The sequence below is a fragment of the Variovorax sp. GW460-12-1-14-LB1 genome (assembly GCF_059423605.1).
In genome coordinates this window covers 79,924-99,399 of the sequence record NZ_JBWKYF010000012.1, presented here as the reverse complement: position 1 = coordinate 99,399, position 19,476 = coordinate 79,924, and the positions used below count along the sequence as shown (strand labels likewise).

General features: G+C 68.0%; 16 protein-coding genes. 7 read left to right on the top strand and 9 right to left on the bottom strand.

The features are described from left to right. Nucleotides 1-583: 583 nt before the first annotated feature. The 3 genes from AC07Y4_RS09025 to AC07Y4_RS09015 are packed head-to-tail and all read right to left on the bottom strand — an operon-like array spanning nucleotide 584 to nucleotide 3,361. Complete coding sequence (locus AC07Y4_RS09025) at nucleotides 584-1,345, bottom strand: hypothetical protein (RefSeq protein WP_487848497.1); 762 nt, start codon at nucleotides 1,343-1,345, stop codon at nucleotides 584-586. Beyond that, complete coding sequence (locus AC07Y4_RS09020) at nucleotides 1,335-2,333, bottom strand: hypothetical protein (protein ID WP_495274423.1); 999 nt, start codon at nucleotides 2,331-2,333, stop codon at nucleotides 1,335-1,337. Before AC07Y4_RS09020 ends, AC07Y4_RS09025 begins: the two co-directional genes overlap by 11 nt. Further along, nucleotides 2,330-3,361, bottom strand: a complete 1,032-nt coding sequence (locus tag AC07Y4_RS09015; protein ID WP_487848499.1) for a glycosyltransferase family 2 protein — start codon at nucleotides 3,359-3,361, stop codon at nucleotides 2,330-2,332. The genes AC07Y4_RS09020 and AC07Y4_RS09015 overlap by 4 nt, the downstream gene beginning before the upstream one ends. 96 nt (nucleotides 3,362-3,457) lie before the next feature. Between AC07Y4_RS09015 and AC07Y4_RS09010 the strand changes: the two genes are divergently transcribed. Beyond that, the gene (locus tag AC07Y4_RS09010) at nucleotides 3,458-4,798 is read left to right on the top strand and encodes a UDP-glucose dehydrogenase family protein (protein WP_487848500.1); all 1,341 of its coding nucleotides are present in this window, start codon (nucleotides 3,458-3,460) and stop codon (nucleotides 4,796-4,798) included. Between the two features lie 61 nt (nucleotides 4,799-4,859). Continuing rightward, complete coding sequence (locus tag AC07Y4_RS09005) at nucleotides 4,860-5,882, top strand: leucine-rich repeat domain-containing protein (RefSeq protein ID WP_487848501.1); 1,023 nt, start codon at nucleotides 4,860-4,862, stop codon at nucleotides 5,880-5,882. 134 nt (nucleotides 5,883-6,016) lie between these two features. Here AC07Y4_RS09005 and AC07Y4_RS09000 read toward each other — a convergent pair whose 3' ends face one another. Beyond that, nucleotides 6,017-6,667, bottom strand: a complete 651-nt coding sequence (locus tag AC07Y4_RS09000) for a TetR family transcriptional regulator (RefSeq protein WP_495274422.1) — start codon at nucleotides 6,665-6,667, stop codon at nucleotides 6,017-6,019. Nucleotides 6,668-7,035: 368 nt separating this feature from the next. On the opposite strand from AC07Y4_RS09000, the gene AC07Y4_RS08995 reads away from it, so the two are divergent. The 3 genes from AC07Y4_RS08995 (at nucleotide 7,036) to AC07Y4_RS08985 (ending at nucleotide 12,737) form a co-directional block, all read left to right on the top strand. Further along, on the top strand, nucleotides 7,036-8,145 hold the full coding sequence (locus AC07Y4_RS08995; RefSeq protein ID WP_487848503.1) for a DUF3800 domain-containing protein: 1,110 nt from the start codon (nucleotides 7,036-7,038) through the stop codon (nucleotides 8,143-8,145). A 99-nt stretch (nucleotides 8,146-8,244) separates the two neighbouring features. After that, nucleotides 8,245-10,206, top strand: a complete 1,962-nt coding sequence (gene mrdA, locus AC07Y4_RS08990) for a penicillin-binding protein 2 (RefSeq protein ID WP_487848504.1) — start codon at nucleotides 8,245-8,247, stop codon at nucleotides 10,204-10,206. A gap of 143 nt (nucleotides 10,207-10,349) precedes the next feature. Continuing rightward, nucleotides 10,350-12,737 carry a DNA polymerase II gene (locus tag AC07Y4_RS08985; protein ID WP_487848505.1) on the top strand — a complete coding sequence of 796 codons (2,388 nt, stop codon included), beginning with the start codon at nucleotides 10,350-10,352 and terminating at the stop codon, nucleotides 12,735-12,737. Nucleotides 12,738-12,750: 13 nt separating this feature from the next. On the opposite strand, the gene AC07Y4_RS08980 is transcribed toward AC07Y4_RS08985, so the two are convergent. The 4 genes from AC07Y4_RS08980 to AC07Y4_RS08965 all read right to left on the bottom strand — a co-directional run bounded on the left by AC07Y4_RS08980 (nucleotide 12,751) and on the right by AC07Y4_RS08965 (nucleotide 16,549). Further along, entirely contained in the window at nucleotides 12,751-13,314 is a 564-nt protein-coding gene (locus tag AC07Y4_RS08980) for a hypothetical protein (protein ID WP_487848506.1), read from the bottom strand. A gap of 73 nt (nucleotides 13,315-13,387) precedes the next feature. After that, the gene (fusA, locus tag AC07Y4_RS08975; protein ID WP_487848507.1) at nucleotides 13,388-15,448 is read right to left on the bottom strand and encodes an elongation factor G; all 2,061 of its coding nucleotides are present in this window, start codon (nucleotides 15,446-15,448) and stop codon (nucleotides 13,388-13,390) included. Nucleotides 15,449-15,582: 134 nt separating this feature from the next. Next, complete coding sequence (locus AC07Y4_RS08970; RefSeq protein ID WP_487848508.1) at nucleotides 15,583-16,047, bottom strand: hypothetical protein; 465 nt, start codon at nucleotides 16,045-16,047, stop codon at nucleotides 15,583-15,585. Nucleotides 16,048-16,339: 292 nt separating this feature from the next. Beyond that, a complete protein-coding gene (locus AC07Y4_RS08965; protein ID WP_487848509.1) occupies nucleotides 16,340-16,549 on the bottom strand; it encodes a hypothetical protein in 210 nt (69 codons plus the stop codon). 178 nt (nucleotides 16,550-16,727) lie between these two features. On the opposite strand from AC07Y4_RS08965, the gene AC07Y4_RS08960 reads away from it, so the two are divergent. Then, nucleotides 16,728-17,132, top strand: a complete 405-nt coding sequence (locus tag AC07Y4_RS08960) for an OsmC family protein (RefSeq protein ID WP_307693297.1) — start codon at nucleotides 16,728-16,730, stop codon at nucleotides 17,130-17,132. 8 nt (nucleotides 17,133-17,140) lie between these two features. On the opposite strand, the gene AC07Y4_RS08955 is transcribed toward AC07Y4_RS08960, so the two are convergent. Beyond that, on the bottom strand, nucleotides 17,141-18,301 hold the full coding sequence (locus tag AC07Y4_RS08955; protein WP_487848510.1) for a porin: 1,161 nt from the start codon (nucleotides 18,299-18,301) through the stop codon (nucleotides 17,141-17,143). 214 nt (nucleotides 18,302-18,515) lie between these two features. Between AC07Y4_RS08955 and AC07Y4_RS08950 the strand changes: the two genes are divergently transcribed. Beyond that, complete coding sequence (locus AC07Y4_RS08950; protein ID WP_487848511.1) at nucleotides 18,516-19,457, top strand: LysR family transcriptional regulator; 942 nt, start codon at nucleotides 18,516-18,518, stop codon at nucleotides 19,455-19,457. Nucleotides 19,458-19,476 lie beyond the last annotated feature (19 nt).

Sequence of the window (19,476 nt, the reverse complement as noted above, 5' to 3'; positions counted from 1 at the left end):
GCGAGCGGGGGGCCGCCGCGTCCGTCGGCCTGCGGCTCGCCGTAGGCGAAATCGTGCGCGATGCGCGCGCGGCTGCGGTCGATCTGCCACGCGACGATGCGGCCGAAGATGTTCGCCATCCACGCCGGCATGCGCCCGCTGAAGTTGGTCTGCAGCGCATGCCGCAGGCTCGCGCCGTACACATGCACCACCTTGCGCCGCCAGACCGGCATCCAGCCCATGAACAGCAGCGCAGGGTGGAAGGAGTCGTTCACCACCAGGTCCGCATCGCGGAACCACGCGCGCAGCCGAAGGATGTCGCGCAGCATGCGCTCCGGGCGGAACACGTAGTGCGCCACGTTGCGGTCGGTTTCGCGGCGCAGCATGTTCTGCTCGCGGTCGAACTGCACCGCGTAGTGGCGCGAGAGCACCGGCGCCTCGATGCCGAAGCCGGCAAGAAAGCGCGCGCCTTCATCGGAGGTGGTGAGCACCTGCACGCTGGCGCCCGCGGCGCGCAGCGAATGCGTGAGCAGCTGCGCGCGCATCAGGTGGCCGCGCGCGTCCGCAGTCGCGAGGTAGACGATGCGCGGCGGCATCGACGGACTCAGGCCGCCACCGGCCGCGCACGGCCGGGGCGCAGGCGCAAGGCCACGCCCGCGAGGTACATGCCCAGCGCGCCGGTGATGCCGAAGCCGCGCTCGGTGTCGCGCACCTCGCGCATCAGCTGCGCGAGCCGTGCTTCCTCATGCGGCGCCACGCAGCGCTGCAGCGTGTGGCTGCACAGGCGGATGTGGCGGTCTTCGTCGGCCAGCACGCGCGTGAGCAACGGGTGCAGCGCATGCCGCGGGCCGATCAGCGCGCAGTGGCGCTGCAGGATGCGCGAGGCCATCTGCTCGGCGGCGAGGCCGATCGCATACGCCGGCACGAGGCCGCCGTGCGCGAAGTGCGGCGCATGGCGCTGGATGAGGCGCTGCCAGCGCGCAAGCTTGCGCTGGCTCAGCCAGTCGGGCTTCGGCGCTGCTTCCGGCGATGCAGCCGCCTGCGCCGTGCCGCCGCGCGCGACGATGGCGTCGGCAAAAAGCCGCGCATGCAGTTGCTCGTCGGCCAGGTGCTGGTCGAGCTGGCGTGTGAGCCACTCGGGCGCGCTGGTGCGCAGCTCGCGCTGCAGCGCCTGCTCGGACGATTCCTCGCCGACCAGATACAGGCGCAACAACATCACTTCGCCGGCGCGGCTCGCATGCATCTGGCGCAATGCGGCGCGTTTGATGTGGTGCACCAGCCGGGCCTGCAGCGCGGGCCAGCCACGCAGTTGCGGCGGTGCGAGGCAGTCGAATGCCGCGTTCGCCGGGGCGGTGTCAGCGTCCATCGGCTTTTTTGGCCACCGGGGTCTGCGGCTGCAGTTGCTGCCAACCGAGCACGAGGCCGATGAAGCTGCCTTGAAGGAAGGCGCGCGCCGATGCATCGGCACCGGCGAACTCGCGCTGCTGGCCATCGTAGCGCACGTAGCCCTTGCCGCCCGCGGCGCCGAGCACCAGCTTCTCGTTCTTGTGGAAGCCGCGCTGCATCAGCGGCAGCAGCAGCGACTGCGACTCGAGGCCATAGAGGAACAGGTCGCGCTGCACCACTTGGCGCGGAATCTGTCCGCTCAGCGCCTGCAGCTCGAGCGACCAGTCGCCCTGACGAATCGCTTCGGACAGCTCGCTGCCCTTGGCCCCCGGCGCGTGGAAATGCGCGCGCGCCACCGACTTGGAGGCGCGGCTCAACCCCAGGCCGACGGTGATGTCCGCATCGGTGGCGCCGCCTTTGCGGTTGTCCCGCACCTGCACGAATTCGTTGGCGAGCCGCGCGGCGATCGAAGGCCTGGAGAGCGTCTCGGCGATCTGCGCCGGCGTGAGCACCACGCGCTCGGCACCGCCCTCGATCACCACGACCTGGTACGGGTCGATGCGGATGTCGCTGAACTCGCCGCCGACGGGCGAGTGCGCATGGCTGCTCACCGACCAGTCGTTGCCCGAGCGGCTCAGCAGCGCATGGAAGGTCAACGGCACGCGCTGGCCACTGTGGCGCGACTGGCCGGAGCCTTGCAGCAGTACATCGCCCACGACGGTCTTCTGGCCGTAGGTGCGTGGGTTCGCAAAGCGCAGAGTGTGCGCTGCGCTGTCGAGTGTGACGCGCGTGTCGGCATCGTCGAGGGCGAGGCGGTTGCACTCGTTGGCGGGGCCCGCGAGCGCGGAGAAGGGGCAGCCGCTGTCGGACTTGAAGTTGAAGACGCCGCGCCCGGTGAAGTCGGCGGCGCCCGCCGCGGCGCATGCACCGGCCAGCACGAGAAGACCGAGGATGTTTTTCCTGTTCATGTCGGGCGATGGTACGAAAGCGCCTGCGCATCCGCGTTCGTGCGGCCCGTCGTGTGCAGGCCGATGCCGCGCGCGAAGGCGCCGAGCATGTCGATGGCCGAGAAGCCCACGATCAACGCCACGCCCGCGAGCCAGCGCAGGCCGCGCAGGGGAGGCAGGTCCTGGTGGTTGAGCGCGCGCACGCTGAAGCCCAGCCGCGTGAACAGCACGCACAGCGGCCCGATCGGCCCGCTCTTTGCGAGCCACTGCCAGCGCGCCGACACATAGCTGCGCAAGAGGTGCGGCGTGAGCGAGTACGTGTCCTGCCCGCGCATCCAGCGCAGCTTGAGCGCTTCGGCGCGCGTGTCGGGCAGGCGGTGCTCGGTGTGGGCCGCGGCGGCGTAGTGGATGGGAACGTTGGCCGCCTTCAGCCGCATGCCCAGCACCTGGCAGTGCGCGCGGTACACGCCGTCGAGCGCCTGGTAGCTGTGCTGCTCGAACACGTCGCGGCGAAAGGCCACGTTGTTCGCGTAGAAGTTGCTCGTCGCGCCCGCATGGTCGGCGTTGGGGAAGTACATGAAGTCGATGGTCGTGAGCGCGGTGCCCACGATGTTGGCCGCGTAGCTCGTGCGGCCGGCCACCACCGCGGGCGCATCGGCGCCGCGCGTGAAGGGCATGAGCATCTGCAGCAGCCAGTCGTCGTCGGGCAGGCAATCGGCATCGGCGAACACCACGTGGTCGCAGCGCGCCGCATCGGTGGCCGCGAAGCCGACGTTCTTGGCGTCGTAGTAACCGGTGGCGGCGTCGATACGCACGAAATCGACGGGGCGGCCCGCCAGCGCCGTGACGGCCTCGCACGATGCGGCGCTCAGCCCGTCGTGCGTGATGACCACCTGGGCCAGGGTCGTGAGCGGCAACTGCTGCTTCGCCAACAGGGCGATCAGGCGCTGCAGGCTGGTGCTCGCGGCGGCTTCGGCATCCGCTCCGCCGCGCAGGTTGTTGGTCTCCAGGACCAGCGCGCAACGCGCGGCAACGTGATCGGGCATCATCGAATTTTCCTGTCGGGACATTGTTTTGAAGGCTTGCATCCTGCTTTTATCTCACAACCGCCGCGGCTGCCAGTGCCTTGGGGGAGGGCGCTGGGCATGAGGCTCGCCATCTTCGGCGCCGGTTATGTGGGCCTCAGCTTCGCCGCCTGCATGGCCGAAGCGGGGCACGAGGTGCTGTGCGCGGATGCCGATGCCGGCCGCATCGAAGGGCTGCAGCAGGGCCGGATGCCGCTGCACGAGCCGGGGCTGGAGGCGCTGGTGTCCGCAGGCCTCTCGACGGGGAAGCTGCGCTTCACGGCCGACGAGCGCGCGGCGAGCCTGCATGGCGACACGCTCTTCATCGTGGTCAACACGCCGGCCGATGCGCAAGGCGATGTCGACTTGCGGCATGTGATGGCCGTGGCCCGCAGCATCGGGCAGCACCGGGACCGCGATGCCGTGGTCGTCTGCAAGTCCACCGCGCCGGTCGGTACCGCGGAGCAGGTCGAGGCCGTGCTGCGCGCAGCGCTTTCGCAGCGCGGTGCGGCCCATCGGATCACGGTGGCCGTGAACCCCGAGTTCCTGCGCGAGGGCTCGGCCGTGCGCGATTGCCGCCAGCCTGACCGCGTGGTGATCGGTGCGACCGACCCCGCGGCCATCGACCTGCTGACACGGCTCTACGAACCCTTCGTGCGCGACCCGGCGAAGCAGCTGCTGGTGATGGACCGGCGCTCCGCCGAGCTCACCAAGTACGCCGCCAACGCGATGCTCGCGACCCGCATCAGCTTCATGAACGAGATGGCGCGCGTGGCCGAGCATGCGGGCGCCGACATCGAGATGGTGCGCCGCGGCATCGGCTCGGACCGGCGCATCGGCCCCGACTTCCTGCAAGCGGGTGCAGGCTATGGTGGCTCGTGCCTGGCGAAGGACGTGCGAGCGCTGCGGCATGCCGCCGATCGCGAGGGGCAGCCGCTGCGCATCCTCGCGGCCGTCGAGACCGCGAACCACGAGCAGAAGGGGCGCCTCTTCGACCTGATGACGCATCACTTCGAAGGCCGCATCGCGAACAAGACCATCGCGCTCTGGGGCCTGGCCTTCAAGCCCGACACCGACGACATGCGCGATGCGCCGAGCCTCGTGCTGCTGGAGCGCTTGTGGGCGGCGGGCGCGCAGGTGCAGGTGCACGACCCGGCGGCGATGCCGAACGCACGCGCCATCGTCGGCGAGCGCGCCGACGTCCGCTGGTGCGACACGCCCGAAGACGCATTGCAGGGTGCCGACGTGCTGGCGCTCGTGACCGAATGGCCCGTGTTCCGCCGCCCCGATCTGGCGCGCATCGCCAGCACATTGAAGGCGCCCGCGATCTTCGACGGCCGCAACCTCTACGACGCCGCCGAAGTCGAAGCCGCCGGCATCGCGTACTACGGCATCGGGCGCGGGCGGTCAGTGCGGCGCTGAATCGTCGTCAGCAGCATGCCGGTCATTCGCCGGCTTTTGATCCATTGAAAACGTCAACCCCATGTCGGAACGAATCGAACTGAAGCTTGATTGGACAAGAAAACAGGTCCGGCAACTGGCCGCAAACGGCGAGGTGTCCATCCTGCAATTTGCCGCCGCACAGGAGGTGCCGCCTTCGCTGCTGGAAATCCTGAACGAAGATCTCTTCAGGCATCGGCCGGACATCACATGGCGGATGTATGGAAGCTACGCGCGTGTGTGCGATCTTTCTTGTCTGAGGCTCATGTCCCATGTCGAGAGGTTGAGCCTCGACTGCCTCACCCGGGTCAGCAACACGCATGCCGTAGAGGCCTTGCCGAGGTTGAAGGAGTTCGTCTTCGATGTGTACGAAGCAGATTCACTGGATGTGTTGAACGCGGTGCCCACAGACCTGCAAAGACTCAGAATCGGCAAGACGAAAACGAAGAAGACCGATCTTTTCGGGCTGGAGCGCTTTTCCCATCTGAGACAGCTCGTTGTTGCCGGCCACACGCGAGGCCTCGAGGTGATTGGAAAGCTGTCGACCTTGAATGAGGTGTCCCTCATGGGGATGCCTCTGTCGAACCTGGCCTTTCTAGGGCATCTGCCCCACCTGCATATGCTTCAACTGGGATTCGGAAGCGCGCAGAACCTGGACACGCTTGCGGGCCTGGACGCCCTGAGACACCTGGCACTGCTGCGGATCAAGGATTTGTCGGACCTGTCCGTCGTCAGCCAACTGGAGACGCTGCAAAGGTTGACCGCGCAAGATCAGCCACACCTTGCCAGCTTGCCCTCGTTGGCTGCGCTCGAGGATCTGGCGCTGATCGTCCTCAACAACGTGGGGCTGAAGGACCTGAGGTGGGTGGCCTCTGCACCGGCGCTCGAAGGCCTGGCCATGTTTCAGATGCCAACGCTGGTGCACGGTGACATCCAGAGTCTCCTGCGTCAGCCCGGCCCCCTGAAGCGCCTGATGGTGGGGTTGAAAAGCGCCCGCGAGCACAAGCTCGCGCGACAGGCGATCGAGGAATCAGGCCTGTGGGACGATGGCGGATGGTGGCGGTGACATCACGACCCTTGGCGTGGTCGTCGCATTGAACTGCGAGGTGACGCCTGTACTCATCAATTCGGAGACGGCCTGCATGAGCATGGCCGCACTGACCGGCTTGGGCACCCCCACTCGCATATTCGGGCCAGCGCTCATTCCTGGCGCGCGTGGCTTTGGCGCACGGCTTGCAGATACCCGTCCAATGCCAGCAGGACCTCCTGAACCATGACGTCCGCGCTCGGCAACACGGCACTCACCAGCAGCGTCTGCTTCACCAGCGCATCGACGACGGTGTAGGCGCCGAAGGCCACGCGGGCATCGTGCAGCCCTTCGGGCCAGTCCACCGCGCACGTCAGTGCCTTGCCGAAGAGGTTGACGTTGTGCTGGTACAGGCGGTTGTAGACGAGCTGCGGCGAGACGCGGCGCTCGATGGAGCTCAGCACCCGCCAACGCCCGCCGCCCTCCAGCATCGTGTGCACCTGGGTCTGCGCCGGCAGACGCGTGATCTCGCGCAGCGTGCGTTGGCCTTCTGCCTGGACGACGTCGTCCACCGCGCTGGACAGCGCGGTCGAGAGCTTGCGCACCCAGGTGCGCACGGTCATGGCCGCGACCGCTTCCTTGCCGGGGAAGTACTGGTAGACGCTGCCGACGCTGACGCCGGCCACGTTGGCGATGTCGCGCATCGACGTCTTCTCATAACCCTTTTCCAGCAGCAGGAGCACGAAGGCGTCCTGGATGGCGATGGAGGTCATCCAGGCGCGTGACTGGGAGGGCTTGCGTCGGGGTTTCAGGGCGGTCGTCATGGCTGAAAAGCGAACACCGGGACGGCGCACGCCAGGAGGAGGGCCTCGTTGCAGAGGGAAATCAACGCCTCGGGGTGCGTCCCGAAAACTGAACATGCCTGCCCGGTCGATTTCCTAGACTTCTTCCAACCCAAGGCAGTCGGTGGCCGCGAGCCCCGAACCTCACTTCAACCCAAGGCCAACGCGCGCACTCGTCATTCTTGCATGTCACCTCCTGCGTCCTACAAAGCTCCCTTGCGCGAACTGCGCTTCGTCCTGAACGATCTGCTCGGCGTCGATGAAGAACTGGAGGTGCTTCGCCCCGCCGCCGTCCCGCACCGCCTCGCAAGGCCGAAGGGGGACCCGACGCGAGGCGTTCGCCCCGCACCATGACCACCATCTACATCGACGAAAGCGGCCACAGCGGCGACATGGTCGACAGCGGCGCGAGCTACGACTTCAAGCGGCAACCCTACTTTGCATTGGCGGGCGTCGGGCTGCAGGACGAAGAGGAGTGGGATGCGCACCTCCAGGCGTTGCGCGATCGCCATCGCATTCCCTCGGGCGAACCCGGTGCCCGATCGCTGGCATCCAGGCCGGAGTTCTCCGCTGCCGTGATCCACGCCTTGCTCGACCGGCGGGCCCCGCTTTTTGTCGAGCTGGTCGACAAGCGTTACTTCATCTGCAGCTGCATCACATCGTTCCAGTTGCTGCCGTCCTGCCTGGGCTACCCCGAGTCGATGCGGCTCGACTTCCTCAGGAATGCCGTCGCGGATTTCCTGCACGTCCATGCCGATGCGCATGTGCTGGACAGCTTCGTCGCGTCCTGCCTGACGCCCGAGGCCGGAACACTTCACGCATCGTTTGCCAGCCTGCGCGAGCTGGCCGTGCAAGCCGCCGAGGAAGAAGAGGCCGCGGCGCAGGTCGCCAAAGGGTTCGGCCGCATCGTCGAAGCGGCGAACACCGAGTACCACGCGCTGAGTGGGGTCCAGCATCAGCCCTGGCTGGAGTTTCTTCCGCCTTCCGAGCTCAACACGTCGTCGACGCAGGCCTGGACGCTGCCGAACCTGACGTCGTTCATGCGCATCTACGCCCGGATCCATCTCTACTACCGGCACTGCCTGGCCGATGTCCGGCTGGTGCACGACCAGAATTTCGAGGTGCAGCGCATCCTGGGTCAGGGGGCGGCCGCGGCCGAGGGGCCGGACCGTGCGATGGAACTGCTGTGCACGCCCCCGTCTGACCACCGCTTCGAAGAAGTGGCCGCGCTCGATTTCAGGCAGTCGCACGAAGCGGCCGGCGTGCAGATGGCCGAGGTGGTGGCGGGGGCCACGATGCGCTTCTTTCGTGACCTGCACGCAGGCAGATGCGTGTGCCCCGCGCTGCGCGAGGCCATGATGCGGCTGATCTCCGAAGGGGACGACCGCACGGGGTACGGCCTCAAGCAGGTGGTGCCGACCCGCCAGGTTCGCATCGGTGCCGAAGAGGCGTGGGCCTGAGCGGACGATCGCGTCTCGTCGACCGCCGACGCGGAACCTTCGGGCGAGCAGGGCCTCCTATCTGGCTTCTCCGCTTCTTTCCCCACCCCGTTTCGCCCGATGAATGAAATCCGCAATGCCGCCGCCGAGCTCGCTCTTTTTCGCCGCCGTGTGGTGGTGGTCGGTTGTGCGGTGCTGTTCGGATTTGGACTGATCGGCGCGCGGCTGGTTTACCTGCAGGTGGTGCGCCATGAAACGCTGGCGGACCGGGCCGAAAGCAACCGCACCGCGATCGTCCCCGTGGTTCCCAACCGCGGGCAGATCCTGGACCGCAACGGCGTGGTGCTGGCGTCCAACTACGCGGCCTACACGCTGGAGATCACGCCGTCGAAGGTGGGCGACATCGCCACCGTCATCGACGAGCTGGGCGAGCTGCTCGAAGTGACGCCCAGGGACCGCCGCCGCTTCCAGCGCCTGCGCGAGGATTCGCGCAGCTTCGACTCCCTGCCCATCCGCACCCGCCTGAGCGACGAAGAAGTGGCGCGCTTCGCGGCGCAGCGCTACCGTTTTCCCGGCGTGGAAATCAGGGCGCGGCTGTTTCGCACCTACCCGCACGGCGAGGTGGGCGCGCACGTGATCGGCTACATCGGGCGCATCAACCAGCGCGAGAAGACCGCGATGGACGACTGGGAGGAAGACGAGCGCGCCAACTACCGGGGCACCGACTACATCGGCAAGGTCGGCATCGAGCAGAGCTACGAAAAGGCGCTGCACGGCCAGACCGGCGTGGAGCAGATGGAAACCTCGGCCGGCGGGCACGCGGTGCGCCGCCTGTCGCGCCTCCCCGCCAGGCCGGGGCAGACGGTGATGCTGTCGCTCGACATCAAGCTGCAAAAGCTCGTGGAAGACATGTTCGGCGAGCGCCGCGGCGCGCTCGTGGCCATCGACCCGAAGACCGGCGAGGTGCTGGCCTTCGTGAGCAAGCCCACGTTCGATCCCAACCTGTTCGTCGAGGGCATCGACACCGAGAACTGGAAGGCGCTGACCGAGTCGCCCGACAACCCGCTGCTGAACCGCGCGCTGCGCGGCACCTACCCGCCGGGTTCCACCTACAAGCCCTTCATGGCGATGGCGGCGCTGCAGACCGGCAAGCGCAGCGCCGACAAGGTGGAGAACGACCCGGGCTTTTACAACTTCGGCGGGCGCACCTTCCGCAGCCACCGGGGCGGGCTGGGCGGCGTCGACATGCACCGCGCCATCCAGTTTTCAAGCAACACGTACTTCTATTCGCTGGCCGCCGAGATGGGCGTGGACCTGATCCACGACTTCATGGCGCCCCTGGGCTTCGGGCAGCTCACCGGCATCGACCTGCAGGGCGAGTCGCGCGGCGTGCTGCCCAGCAGGGCGTGGAAGCGCGCCGCCTACCGGCGCGCCGACATGAAGACCTGGCACCCGGGCGAGACGATTTCACTGGGCATCGGGCAGGGCTACAACAGCTTCACGATGCTGCAGCTGGCCTCGGCCAATGCCACGCTGGCCAACGGCGGCGTGCGCTACCAGCCGCACCTGGTGCGGGCCATCCGCGACACGTCGACCGGCGAGGTGGTGCGGCAGGTCCAGCCGCCGGCCCAGGACCTGGGCTATGCGCGCAAGCACGTCGAGGTGGTGCGCGACGCGATGGTGGCGGTCACCAAGGGCGGCACTGGCACGCGCGTGTTCGCGGGCGCCGCGTACACCTCGGCCGGCAAGACCGGCACCTCGCAGGCCGTGGGCCTGAGCGCGAAAGCGCGCGCGAGCGGCAAGGCACTGGAGGCGCGTCAGCGCGACCACGCGTTGTACATGGCGTTCGCCCCGGCCGAAGACCCGACCATCGCGGTGGCCGCGATCGTCGAGAACGCGGGCTTCGGCGCGGCGCACGCGGCGCCGATCGTGCGGCGCGTGTTCGACTACTGGATTGCGGGGCAGTACCCCAACGACGCCGACATGGCGGCGGTCCAGGTGGGGAAGGCCGGCGCGCCCATCGGCCAACCGCTGGTGGCCAGCGAGGTGCCGGTGCTGGACGACGGTGCGCAGGGGGGATGAGGCTGCGGTGCTTTGAGGGGGCGGGGCGGATGCGCCCCCTTGCGGATGGCAAGCCACCACGCCGGCTGCAGCTCGCACGCGGCCGGGCGAGAATCTCCTGATCCCAAGTCCGCCTTCTCCCTCGACCCGATCTTCGAACGCCCGTGACCTCCACCGACCTCCAGGGCTTCATCCTCACGCGCCACTGGCGTGATGCACCGACCGGCACCGAGATCGAGTACTGGCTGGCCACCGAGGCAGGGCCGAGGAAAGTGGTGCTGACCTCCCGCAGCAGCGTCGCGTTCGTCGCCGCCCGGCACAGGGCGGCGGTGGAGGCTCACCTCGCGGCCATGTCGGGCGTGCAGCTGCGTGAGCTGGAACTCCAGAATTTCCAGCAGGAAGCCGTGCTCGGCGTCTATGCGACGCACTTTCGCCAGATCGGCCGGTTGGCGCGCGCCCTGCAGGCGCAGGGCGTTCCCTTGCTCGAAGCCGATGTGCGCCCGCACGACCGCTACCTGATGGAGCGCTTCATCACCGCTGGCGTGCGGGTGGAAGGCGGGCAGGCGGAGCACAGCACGCTCGTCGACTGCAAGCTCAGCCCCGCGCCTGAATTCCGGCCGGTACTCAAGGTCGTGTCGCTGGACATCGAGACGAGCCAGCATGAAGGGCTCTACTCCATTGCGCTGGACGGCACGCCGGAGCGCGTCGTCTTCATGCTCGGCGAGCCGCCGCCCGAGCCGGGCGAGCCCATGGGCTTCTCGCTCGTCTACTGCCCGACCCGCAAGGCGATGATCGAGCAGCTCAACGACTGGTTCGAGCGCAACGACCCCGACGTCCTCATCGGCTGGAACGTGGTCCAGTTCGACCTGCGCGTGCTGCAGAAAACCGCCAACGACTGCGGCGTGCCGCTGCTGCTGGGGCGGGAGCGCCGGCCCATCGAGTGGCGCACGCATCCGGGCAAGCAGGGCTACCTGTTCGCGCCCACGCCGGGCCGGATCGTCCTCGATGGCATCGAGGCGCTCCGGGCCGCGGTGTGGAGCTTTCCGTCCTTCAGCCTCGAGAACGTCTCGCAGACGCTGCTGGGCGAAGGCAAGGCCATCGGCGACGAGTACGACAAGATGGCCGAAATCGAGCGGCGCTACCAGCACGACAAGCCCGCGCTCGCGCTGTACAACATCCGCGACTGCGAGCTGGTCCTGCGCATCTTCGACAAGGCGAAGCTGCTGCAGTTCATGATGGAGCGCGCCCAGGTCACCGGTCTGCAGGCCGACCACTTCGGCGGCTCCATTGCCGCGTTCAGCCACCACTACCTGCCGCGGATGCACCGCCTGGGCTACGTGGCGCCGAACGTGGGCGAGATCGCGAGCAAGGCCTATCCGGGCGGCTACGTGATGGACTCGAAGCCGGGCTTCTACGACTCCGTCGTGGTGCTGGACTACAAGAGCCTCTATCCCTCGATCATCCGCACCTTCCTGGTCGATCCGGTGGGCCTCGTCGAGGGCTCGAACGCCGCCGATCCGACCGGGCTCATCCACGGACCGCAGGAGACCGTCTTCTCGCGCGACAGGCACTGCCTGCCGCAGATCGTGACCACGCTCTGGCACGCGCGGGACGAGGCCAAGCGGGCGAAGAACGAGCCGCTGTCGCAGGCGCTGAAGCTGCTCATGAACTCCTTCGCCGGTGTGCTGGGCGCGTCCGAGTGCCGGTTCTTCAACCCGAAGCTGGTGTCCGCCGTGACCCTGCGCGGGCACGAGATGATGAAGCTCACGCGCGAGTTCGTGGAGCAGCGGGGCTACGAGGCGATCTATGGCGACACCGACTCGATCTTCATCTGGCTCCGGCGCATCCATACCAACGAGGAGGCGCACGCCGTCGCGGCGCGCCTGGCGGCCGACATCAACGAATGGTGGGCGCGCACGCTGCGCGAGGAGCAGGGCCTGCAGAGCTTTCTCGAGATCGAGGTCGACACGCACTACAAGAAGTTCTTCATGCCCACCATTCGCGGCTCGGAGGTCGGCAGCAAGAAGCGCTATGCCGGTCTCAGCGTAGATGCCGCGGGCAAGGAGGAGATGGTGTACCGCGGCCTGGAGATGGCGCGCAGCGACTGGACCCCGCTGGCGCGCCAGTTCCAGGAGGGCCTGCTGTCACGCATCTTCCAGGGCGAGCCCTACAAGGCCTTCGTGACCGACTATGCGAAGGCGACGCTGGCGGGCGCCAAGGACGACCTGCTCATCTACCGCAAGCGCCTGCGCCATCGGCTCGACGACTACCTGGTCAACGTGCCGCCGCAGGTGCGGGCCGCGCGCATCGCCGACGAGCACAACGCCCGGGTCGGCCGGACCCAGCAGTACCAGAAGGGCGGCTGGATCCAGTACGTCATGACCCGCAACGGGCCGGAGCCGCTGGAAACCCGCCATTCGCGCATCGACTACGAGCACTACCTCACCCGGCAATTGCAGCCGATCGCCGATGCCATTCTTCAGCCCATGGGGGACAGCTTCGCGGCCTTGACGACGTCGCAGCGCGAGCTCTTCGAGCCAGGATCGCCGTGAAGCGACCGCAGGATCAGGTGCCGGGCCGCGGGTCCTTGTCCGTGATGGACAGGTCGACCGGCACCCGCGTCTCGTGCCGGATGTTCCCGGGCATCTCGAACACCACCGTGAGGTGTCCCTTGACGCGCTCGAAGGGCTTGTCCAGCTTCACGTAGAAGCCCCGCTGGCTGCTCAGGGCGTTGTCGTAGGTCCAGAGCGAAAAGTCCTGCAGCGACGGCGCACCGCCGTCGTCCTTCAGGCGCAGCTTTTCGTTCTTCTCGTTGGTCAGCGCGTAGTCCTTGATCCGGTAGGTGGCAGCGTCGGCGATGTCGTCGTTCGTGTTGACGATGTGGCCGTTGCGCTTGTATTCGTCGACCTTGGCCTTGGGCAGCGGGTAGTAGGTCAGCACGTCGAACGTGCTCGCCGGCTTCTTCTTGATCAGCGTCTGGTCGGAATTGATGACCATCACGTGGGCACCGAGCTGCGCGAGCAGCGCCCGCGCCTGGTCGGCGGTGTACGGCTGGCGCGGTGCGGCGTGGGCCTGGGAGGCGGGCAGGGCGAACAGGGTGGACAGGACCAGCGGCAGCAGTTTCTTCATCGGGGAGCCCGTGCGGGATGAATGGCGGATGCGGGCCATTAGGCCATGGCAGCGTCATGCTCCCGGTGGGCGCCTAGTCGTCGTCGCGCACCCGATACTGCCCCATCAGCGTGCGTTGCACGGTCGGCGGCACGGCCTCGTAGTGCGACAGCGCGATGGTGTAGCGCCCCTGGCCGCTGGTCATCGCATTGAGGCGCGACTGGTAGTTGGCCAGCTCGACCTCGGGCACCTGTCCGCCGATGGCCACCGTGCCGGCCCCCAGGCCCGACGTGCCGGTGACCAGGCCACGCCGTGACGACAGGTCGCTCGTGACGTCGCCCACGGCATGCTCGGGCACGGCGATCTCGATTTGCACGATCGGCTCGAGCACGGCCGGTTGCGCCTCGCGGATCGCCGCCATGAAGGCCTTGCGGCCGGCGGTCGCGAAGGCGATGTCCTTGCTGTCCACGCTGTGGTGCTTGCCGTCGTAGACCACCACGCGCACGTCGACCACGGGGTAGCCGGCGATCGCGCCGTAGGCCAGCACCTCGCGCACGCCCTTCTCGACCGCGGGGATGAACTGGTTCGGAATGGCGCCGCCCCGGACTTCGTCGGCGAACTCGAAGCCCGCGCCGCGCGCCAGCGGCTCGATGCGCAGGAAGACTTCGGCGAACTGGCCGGCGCCGCCGGTCTGCTTCTTGTGGCGGTGGTGGCCCTCGGCCGGCGCGGTCACGGTCTCGCGGTAGGCGATGCGCGGCGGCCGCGTCTGGACTTCGAAGCGGTACACCTCGCGCAGGCGTTCGAGCACGAGGCGCAGGTGCAGCTCGCCGAGGCCGTAGAGCACCGTCTCGTTGGTCGCGGCCACATGCTCGATGCGCAGGCACGGGTCTTCGGCCGCGAGCTTGCCGAGGATTTCCCAGGCGCGCTGCTCGTCGCCATGGCGCTTGGGCTCCACGGCCAGGCCGTAGACCGGCACCGGGAACGGCAGCGGCGCGAGGTGCACGTGGCTGTCTTCGGCCGCATCGTGCAGCACGGCATCGAAATGGATCTCGTCGACCTTGGCCACCGCCACGATGTCGCCGGGCACCGCGTGCGACACCTCGACGTGGTCCTTGCCCTGGAGCATGAACAGGTGCCCCACCTTGAACGGCTTGCGGCCGTCGCCGATGTAGAGAAGGCTGTCGCGCGTGACCGTGCCCTGGTGCACGCGAAAGATGCCCATCTTGCCGACGTAGGGGTCGATCGTGACCTTGAACACATGCGCCAGCACGTGCAGCGACGGGTCAGGCCGGGCCTGCATGGGCTCGACCTGCGCGCCTTCGCCGACGAGGAACTCCGGCGGGTTGGCCTCGGTCGGGTCGGGCAGGAGCTTGACGATCACGTCCAGCAGCTCGGCCACGCCGGCGCCGCTGCGCGATGAGGTGAAGCACACCGGGATCAGGTGGCCTTCGCGCAGCGCCTGCTCGAGCGGCGCGTGCAGCTCCGAGGGGTCCACGTCGCCTTCCTCGAGGTAGCGGTCGACGAAGGCCGCGTCGACCTCGACCACCTGTTCCACCAGCGCGCGGTGCGCCGCCTCGACGGGGCCGAAGTCGGAGCGCCCGAAGCGGTTGAAGAAGCAGTCGATCACCTGCCGGTTGACCCCGTCGGGCACGTTCAGCGGCAGGCATTCGCGGCCGAAGGTGGCCTGGATGTCGGCCAGCAGGCCCGACAGCGAGACGCCCTGCGAGTCGATCTTGTTGACGACGATCACGCGGGCCAGGTGGCGCGAGGCCGCGTAGTCCATCATGCGCACAGCCATTGGCTCGATGCCGGTGGCGGCATTGATGACCACCGCCACTGTTTCGACCGCCTCCAGCGCCGGCAGGCTCTGGCCGAGAAAGTCGGGACCGCCGGGCGTGTCGATGAGGTGGATGCGCGTGGCGGCGTGCGTGAGGTGCATCACCGAGGCGTTGAGCGAATGCAGCATGCGGCGCTCGAGCGGGTCGTGGTCGCTGACGGTGCTGCCGCGCTCGACGCTGCCGCACGCGCCGACGGCGCCCGCCTTGAACAACAGGGCCTCGGCCAGGGAGGTCTTGCCAGCGGCCGCCGCGCCCACCAGCGCCAGCGTTCGCACTGCTTCCATTTCGGCCGCGAGGCCGTTCGATCGGCTTGGCATGGCGGGACTCCTTTGCGCGTCCGCAAGGCCGGCCCGGCGGCCCGCAAGGGCTCGGGTGCTGCGCATCGACGCCGGGCCAGCGTACGGGATTGACCGTGCCGATGCAAGCCGGGGAGGGCGCGCCGGTCGGCCGCTCAGGGCTCCTGCGGCGCGGTGCCTTCGGATGGCGGCCGGTCGGCGGGCAACCTGCCCAGCCGCGACGAGGTCGCGCGCTCCGTGCGGATCTTGCGCAACGTGTTCGTCAACGCCTGCGGGCTCGTGTTGAGCTGCCTTGCCGCTTTGGCCGGACGCATGCCTTCGACCAGCACCAGCCGCGCGGCGGCGAGGGACGGGGTGGCCTGCAGGTGCAGCAGCTCGGCCACTTGCCAGAACTCGGCCGAGGTGAAGGTGCCGAGGTCCGGCGGCAACGAGCGCGAAGGGATGGCCTGGCGTTTCTCGAAAACGCAGTGAGGCGCCGGGTCCATCTGCCCGACCCGCGCGATCAGCGCCTCGAGGTAGGCCTGCGTGGCGGGGGTGTTGGAAACCCAGTTCGAATGGATGACCAGCTTCGTCCCGTCGTCGGGGAACGTGTGCTCCCAGCTGACCCTCAACTCCGTCATGGCTGGCTGCGGAACGAGCGCAGCGTGGGGCGGCTCGTTTCCATGTGATTTTTTTGCATTCGTGCAGTATGTCGCGACAACTCGCGCATTCTTTTGTCGATGTCGCCAGTGTGACCGATGAAGGTGGGTTTTATCCCGTGCTTTCGGTGTAGGCGAATGGAAAGATGGGCTGCCTCGCGACGATGTGGCACGCGATGCCCAGCGTCACCGGAGGCGAGCCAAGAAGGGCGCACGACCACGCGCCGCGCGCGGCCGGCGCGGTGGGGGCTGTCTTCCTTGCGGTCTGTCCGCCCTAGGCCGATGCGGCCGATGGCTGGGCGGGTGCGGCCTGTGGTTGTTCCTGCGAGGTGCGAACCGGCGCGGGGGGACCGCAGTCGTCCGGCATCTTGCGCGAGGTGCCTCTCACGAGGTGGCGGGGCACGTGGTGTGTCTTGATGAAAAGTGCCAGCGCCTCGCTGCGCGCGGGCTCGGAGACCGGTAGAAACATGTGCAAAGCGCTCATGGTGTCGTTCCGTCGATGCCAGGCAGGAAGGCGGCGCACCCGCTTGTGCCGGGTGGCTGGCGACCCCTGGCATGGCCGCCCGGCGAGCATTATGAGCGTCTGGATCAACCCCGTTGGCGCTGATGTTTTCGGGCGTTCGGCCGCGCCAGAATGCTTGCTTGTCAACAGGAGCACTCCCATGGGCCACACCGCAACGATCGTCTCCACCGACGTCAATTTCAACCACCGCATCCAGGTCGGCAAGTTCCAGCTCGTGGCGGACGAGCCGGCATCGCTGGGCGGGCAGGGCGCGGGGCCGGCGCCCTACGACTACTACCTGGCCGCGCTGTCCGCCTGCACCGCGATCACGCTGCGGATGTACGCCCAGCGCAAGGGCTGGGAGCTGGGCGAGTTCAAGGCCGAGCTGAGCTTCACGAAAGACGCCGACGGCAAGGCGCACATCCACCGCGTGCTGCACGCCAGCGCTCCGCTGACCGATGCGCAGTGGAGCCGGCTGCTCGAGGTGGTGGCCAACACGCCCGTCACGAAGACGATGCGCGAAGGCGCCGAGATCACGAGCGAGCGTGGGGTGGCGGCGGCCTGACCGCTGGATCAGAACGCATGCCGGATGCCGACGTCGTAGCCCGTCGACGTCGTCGGCACGAGCGACGCGCTGCGCAGGTAGGCCGGGCCGCCGATGGTGATCGCCGCGCCATTCTTGTTGCGCAGCCGGGCCACGGTGGCGTACAGCGCGGTGCGCTTGGACAGGTTGTGCAGGTAGCCCAGCGCGATCTTGCTGGCCTGCGGGTCGGGGCGGTTGTCGTTCAGGTGCTCGTCGTAGACGGCCCGTGAATAGGTCGCGCGGATCACGCCCACACCCACCGGCACGGTGACGCCGATCAGGGCGCTGTTCAGCGTGGCGTCGGGCAGCGGCGAGACAGGCGGCCTCGCGTAGTCGCGGCCGGCCTTGCTGCGGTTGACGCCGGCATGGAACTTGGCGAAGTTGAAGTCGTAGGTGAGCCCCAGGCTTGCGAGTTGCACTTCGTCGGTGGTGCCTGCGTTGTAGTCGTCGCCGGTCGTGCTGCGTCCGAAGGCAACGCCGATGTCCAGCGGTCCCTTGGCGTAGCCGAAGCGCGCGCCGATGTGGCGGCCGGTGCGCGTGCTGTTGGGCGGTGGCGGCGTGGTCCACAGCGTCTGCTTGGTGCCTTCGTGCAGCGCATACATCGCCTGGCCGTAGAAGCCACCCAGGTTCGGTGGCAGGAAGTAGGCGATCGAGTTGTTCGCGCGCGAGACACGGTCGAGCCGCGAACCGGTGTTGGCGATGAAGGTGAGGGCGGCTCCGGCGCCGTTGAAGCTGAAGGGGTCGACCAGCACGTCGTTGACGAACACCGGCATGTAGTCGCGGCCCAGCCGCAGTTCGCCGAAGGTGCCCACCAGGCTCAAGGTCGAGCGGCGCGAGAAGGTGGCGATGCCGGTGGCGCCGTCGTCGTTGGTCACGGGGGCTTCGAGCCAGAACGCCGCCGCCATGCCGCCGCCCAGGTCTTCCTGGCCCATGAAGCCCAGCCGGCTGCTGGCGCTGCGGCTGTTGGCCAGCTCGGTGCGCGAAAGCGAGACGCTGCCGCCGAGCGGCGACAGGTTCTGCGCCCGGTTGGTGGTCGAGGTGATCGAGGCATCGAGCACGCCGAAGATCGTGAGGGTGGACTGGGCGTGCACTGCATCCGATGCGGCAAGGGCCAGGACCAGGGCGGCCTGGGCGATCGATCTCTTCTTCATGCGTTCTGTCTCCGTTGTTGTGCTGAGGGCTGCGTTGCCGGCCGCGATTCTTCTTTTGGGGCGGGGACACAACAAATGAAAATTGAGACCGAGAGGTCTGCTTTGCTTATGGCTGGGTGCCCCGGCCTCAGGGACACAACCCATGGCCGCGCGTGCAAGGGGCGCTTAGCATCCGGGCTTTCCCGCCGAGGCCGTTGCGGCCTGCTCCCGTGCCATGACTCCGTCGTCTGCTGTTCTTTATGCGCGTCTCATGACGGGGGCGCGCTTTCGCCATCTGCAGGCGTTTGCCGCCATCGCCGAGTTCGGCAGCGCGCAGCGCGCGGCCGACGCGATCGGCCTCACGCAGCCCGCGGTGACGCACCTGGTGGCCGACCTGGAGGAGTTTCTTCAGTGCCCGCTGTTCCATCGCCATGCGCGCGGCATGCGCATGACGGACATGGCGCGCGAGCTGCTGCCGTTCGTGCAGCGCTCGCTGGCCGCGCTCGAGGCGGGCACGCAGTTCGTGGCCTTTCGTCAATCGAGTGGGCACAGCATCGTGCGCGTGGGCGCGATCCATGGCGCCATCAACGGCCTGCTGGTGCGGGCGCTGCCGGCTTTCGGACAATCGAAGCCCGACATCCTCGTGCAGCTGCAGGAGGCCAATGCTGCGGAGTCGAGCGCGTTGATCTCGAACCGTGAGGTCGATCTCATGCTGTGCCGCGAACCGCCCGTGTGGCCCGAGGGCTGGGAGTTTGCCGACCTTCTGCCCGACCGGCTCGTGGTCGTTGCCGGCCCGAACCATCCGCTGGTGCGCAAGCGCGGGCTGCGCCTGTCGGACCTGCTGGACGAGATGTGGCTCATGCTGCACCCCGCGACCCATGCGCGAAAGACCTTCGACGCCCTCATGGCCGCGCACGGCACGGCGGCGCGCTACCGCAAGCTCGAGGTCCGCTCCAGCGCGATGGTGCTGGCCCAGTTGCAGAGCGAGACGCTGCTCAGCTTCACGCCCTACAGCGCGATGCGCCAGTTCATCGACATGGGGCAGATCGCACTGATCGACGTGACCGACCTGCCCGCGTTGCCGCCGCTGGGCATCCTGAGCGTGCGCGACGAGCGCGGCGAGGCGGCGAACACGCTGAAGGAGCACCTGTTCCGCTACGCGAGGAAGCACCCCTGAAGCTATAAGCAGGATGCAT

Bases quoted from the DNA above. Each gene is read 5' to 3' on its own strand.
- AC07Y4_RS09010 (WP_487848500.1), top strand. From the start codon at position 3,458: ATGAGGCTCGCCATCTTCGGCGCCGGTTATGTGGGCCTCAGCTTCGCC.
- fusA (WP_487848507.1), bottom strand. From the start codon at position 15,448: ATGCCAAGCCGATCGAACGGCCTCGCGGCCGAAATGGAAGCAGTGCGA.
- AC07Y4_RS08960 (WP_307693297.1), top strand. From the start codon at position 16,728: ATGGGCCACACCGCAACGATCGTCTCCACCGACGTCAATTTCAACCAC.
- AC07Y4_RS08995 (WP_487848503.1), top strand. From the start codon at position 7,036: ATGACCACCATCTACATCGACGAAAGCGGCCACAGCGGCGACATGGTC.
- AC07Y4_RS09020 (WP_495274423.1), bottom strand. From the start codon at position 2,333: ATGAACAGGAAAAACATCCTCGGTCTTCTCGTGCTGGCCGGTGCATGC.
- AC07Y4_RS09000 (WP_495274422.1), bottom strand. From the start codon at position 6,667: ATGACGACCGCCCTGAAACCCCGACGCAAGCCCTCCCAGTCACGCGCC.
- AC07Y4_RS08950 (WP_487848511.1), top strand. From the start codon at position 18,516: ATGACTCCGTCGTCTGCTGTTCTTTATGCGCGTCTCATGACGGGGGCG.
- AC07Y4_RS08980 (WP_487848506.1), bottom strand. From the start codon at position 13,314: ATGAAGAAACTGCTGCCGCTGGTCCTGTCCACCCTGTTCGCCCTGCCC.
- mrdA (WP_487848504.1), top strand. From the start codon at position 8,245: ATGAATGAAATCCGCAATGCCGCCGCCGAGCTCGCTCTTTTTCGCCGC.
- AC07Y4_RS08955 (WP_487848510.1), bottom strand. From the start codon at position 18,301: ATGAAGAAGAGATCGATCGCCCAGGCCGCCCTGGTCCTGGCCCTTGCC.
- AC07Y4_RS09025 (WP_487848497.1), bottom strand. From the start codon at position 1,345: ATGGACGCTGACACCGCCCCGGCGAACGCGGCATTCGACTGCCTCGCA.
- AC07Y4_RS08965 (WP_487848509.1), bottom strand. From the start codon at position 16,549: ATGAGCGCTTTGCACATGTTTCTACCGGTCTCCGAGCCCGCGCGCAGC.
- AC07Y4_RS08970 (WP_487848508.1), bottom strand. From the start codon at position 16,047: ATGACGGAGTTGAGGGTCAGCTGGGAGCACACGTTCCCCGACGACGGG.
- AC07Y4_RS09015 (WP_487848499.1), bottom strand. From the start codon at position 3,361: ATGATGCCCGATCACGTTGCCGCGCGTTGCGCGCTGGTCCTGGAGACC.
- AC07Y4_RS09005 (WP_487848501.1), top strand. From the start codon at position 4,860: ATGTCGGAACGAATCGAACTGAAGCTTGATTGGACAAGAAAACAGGTC.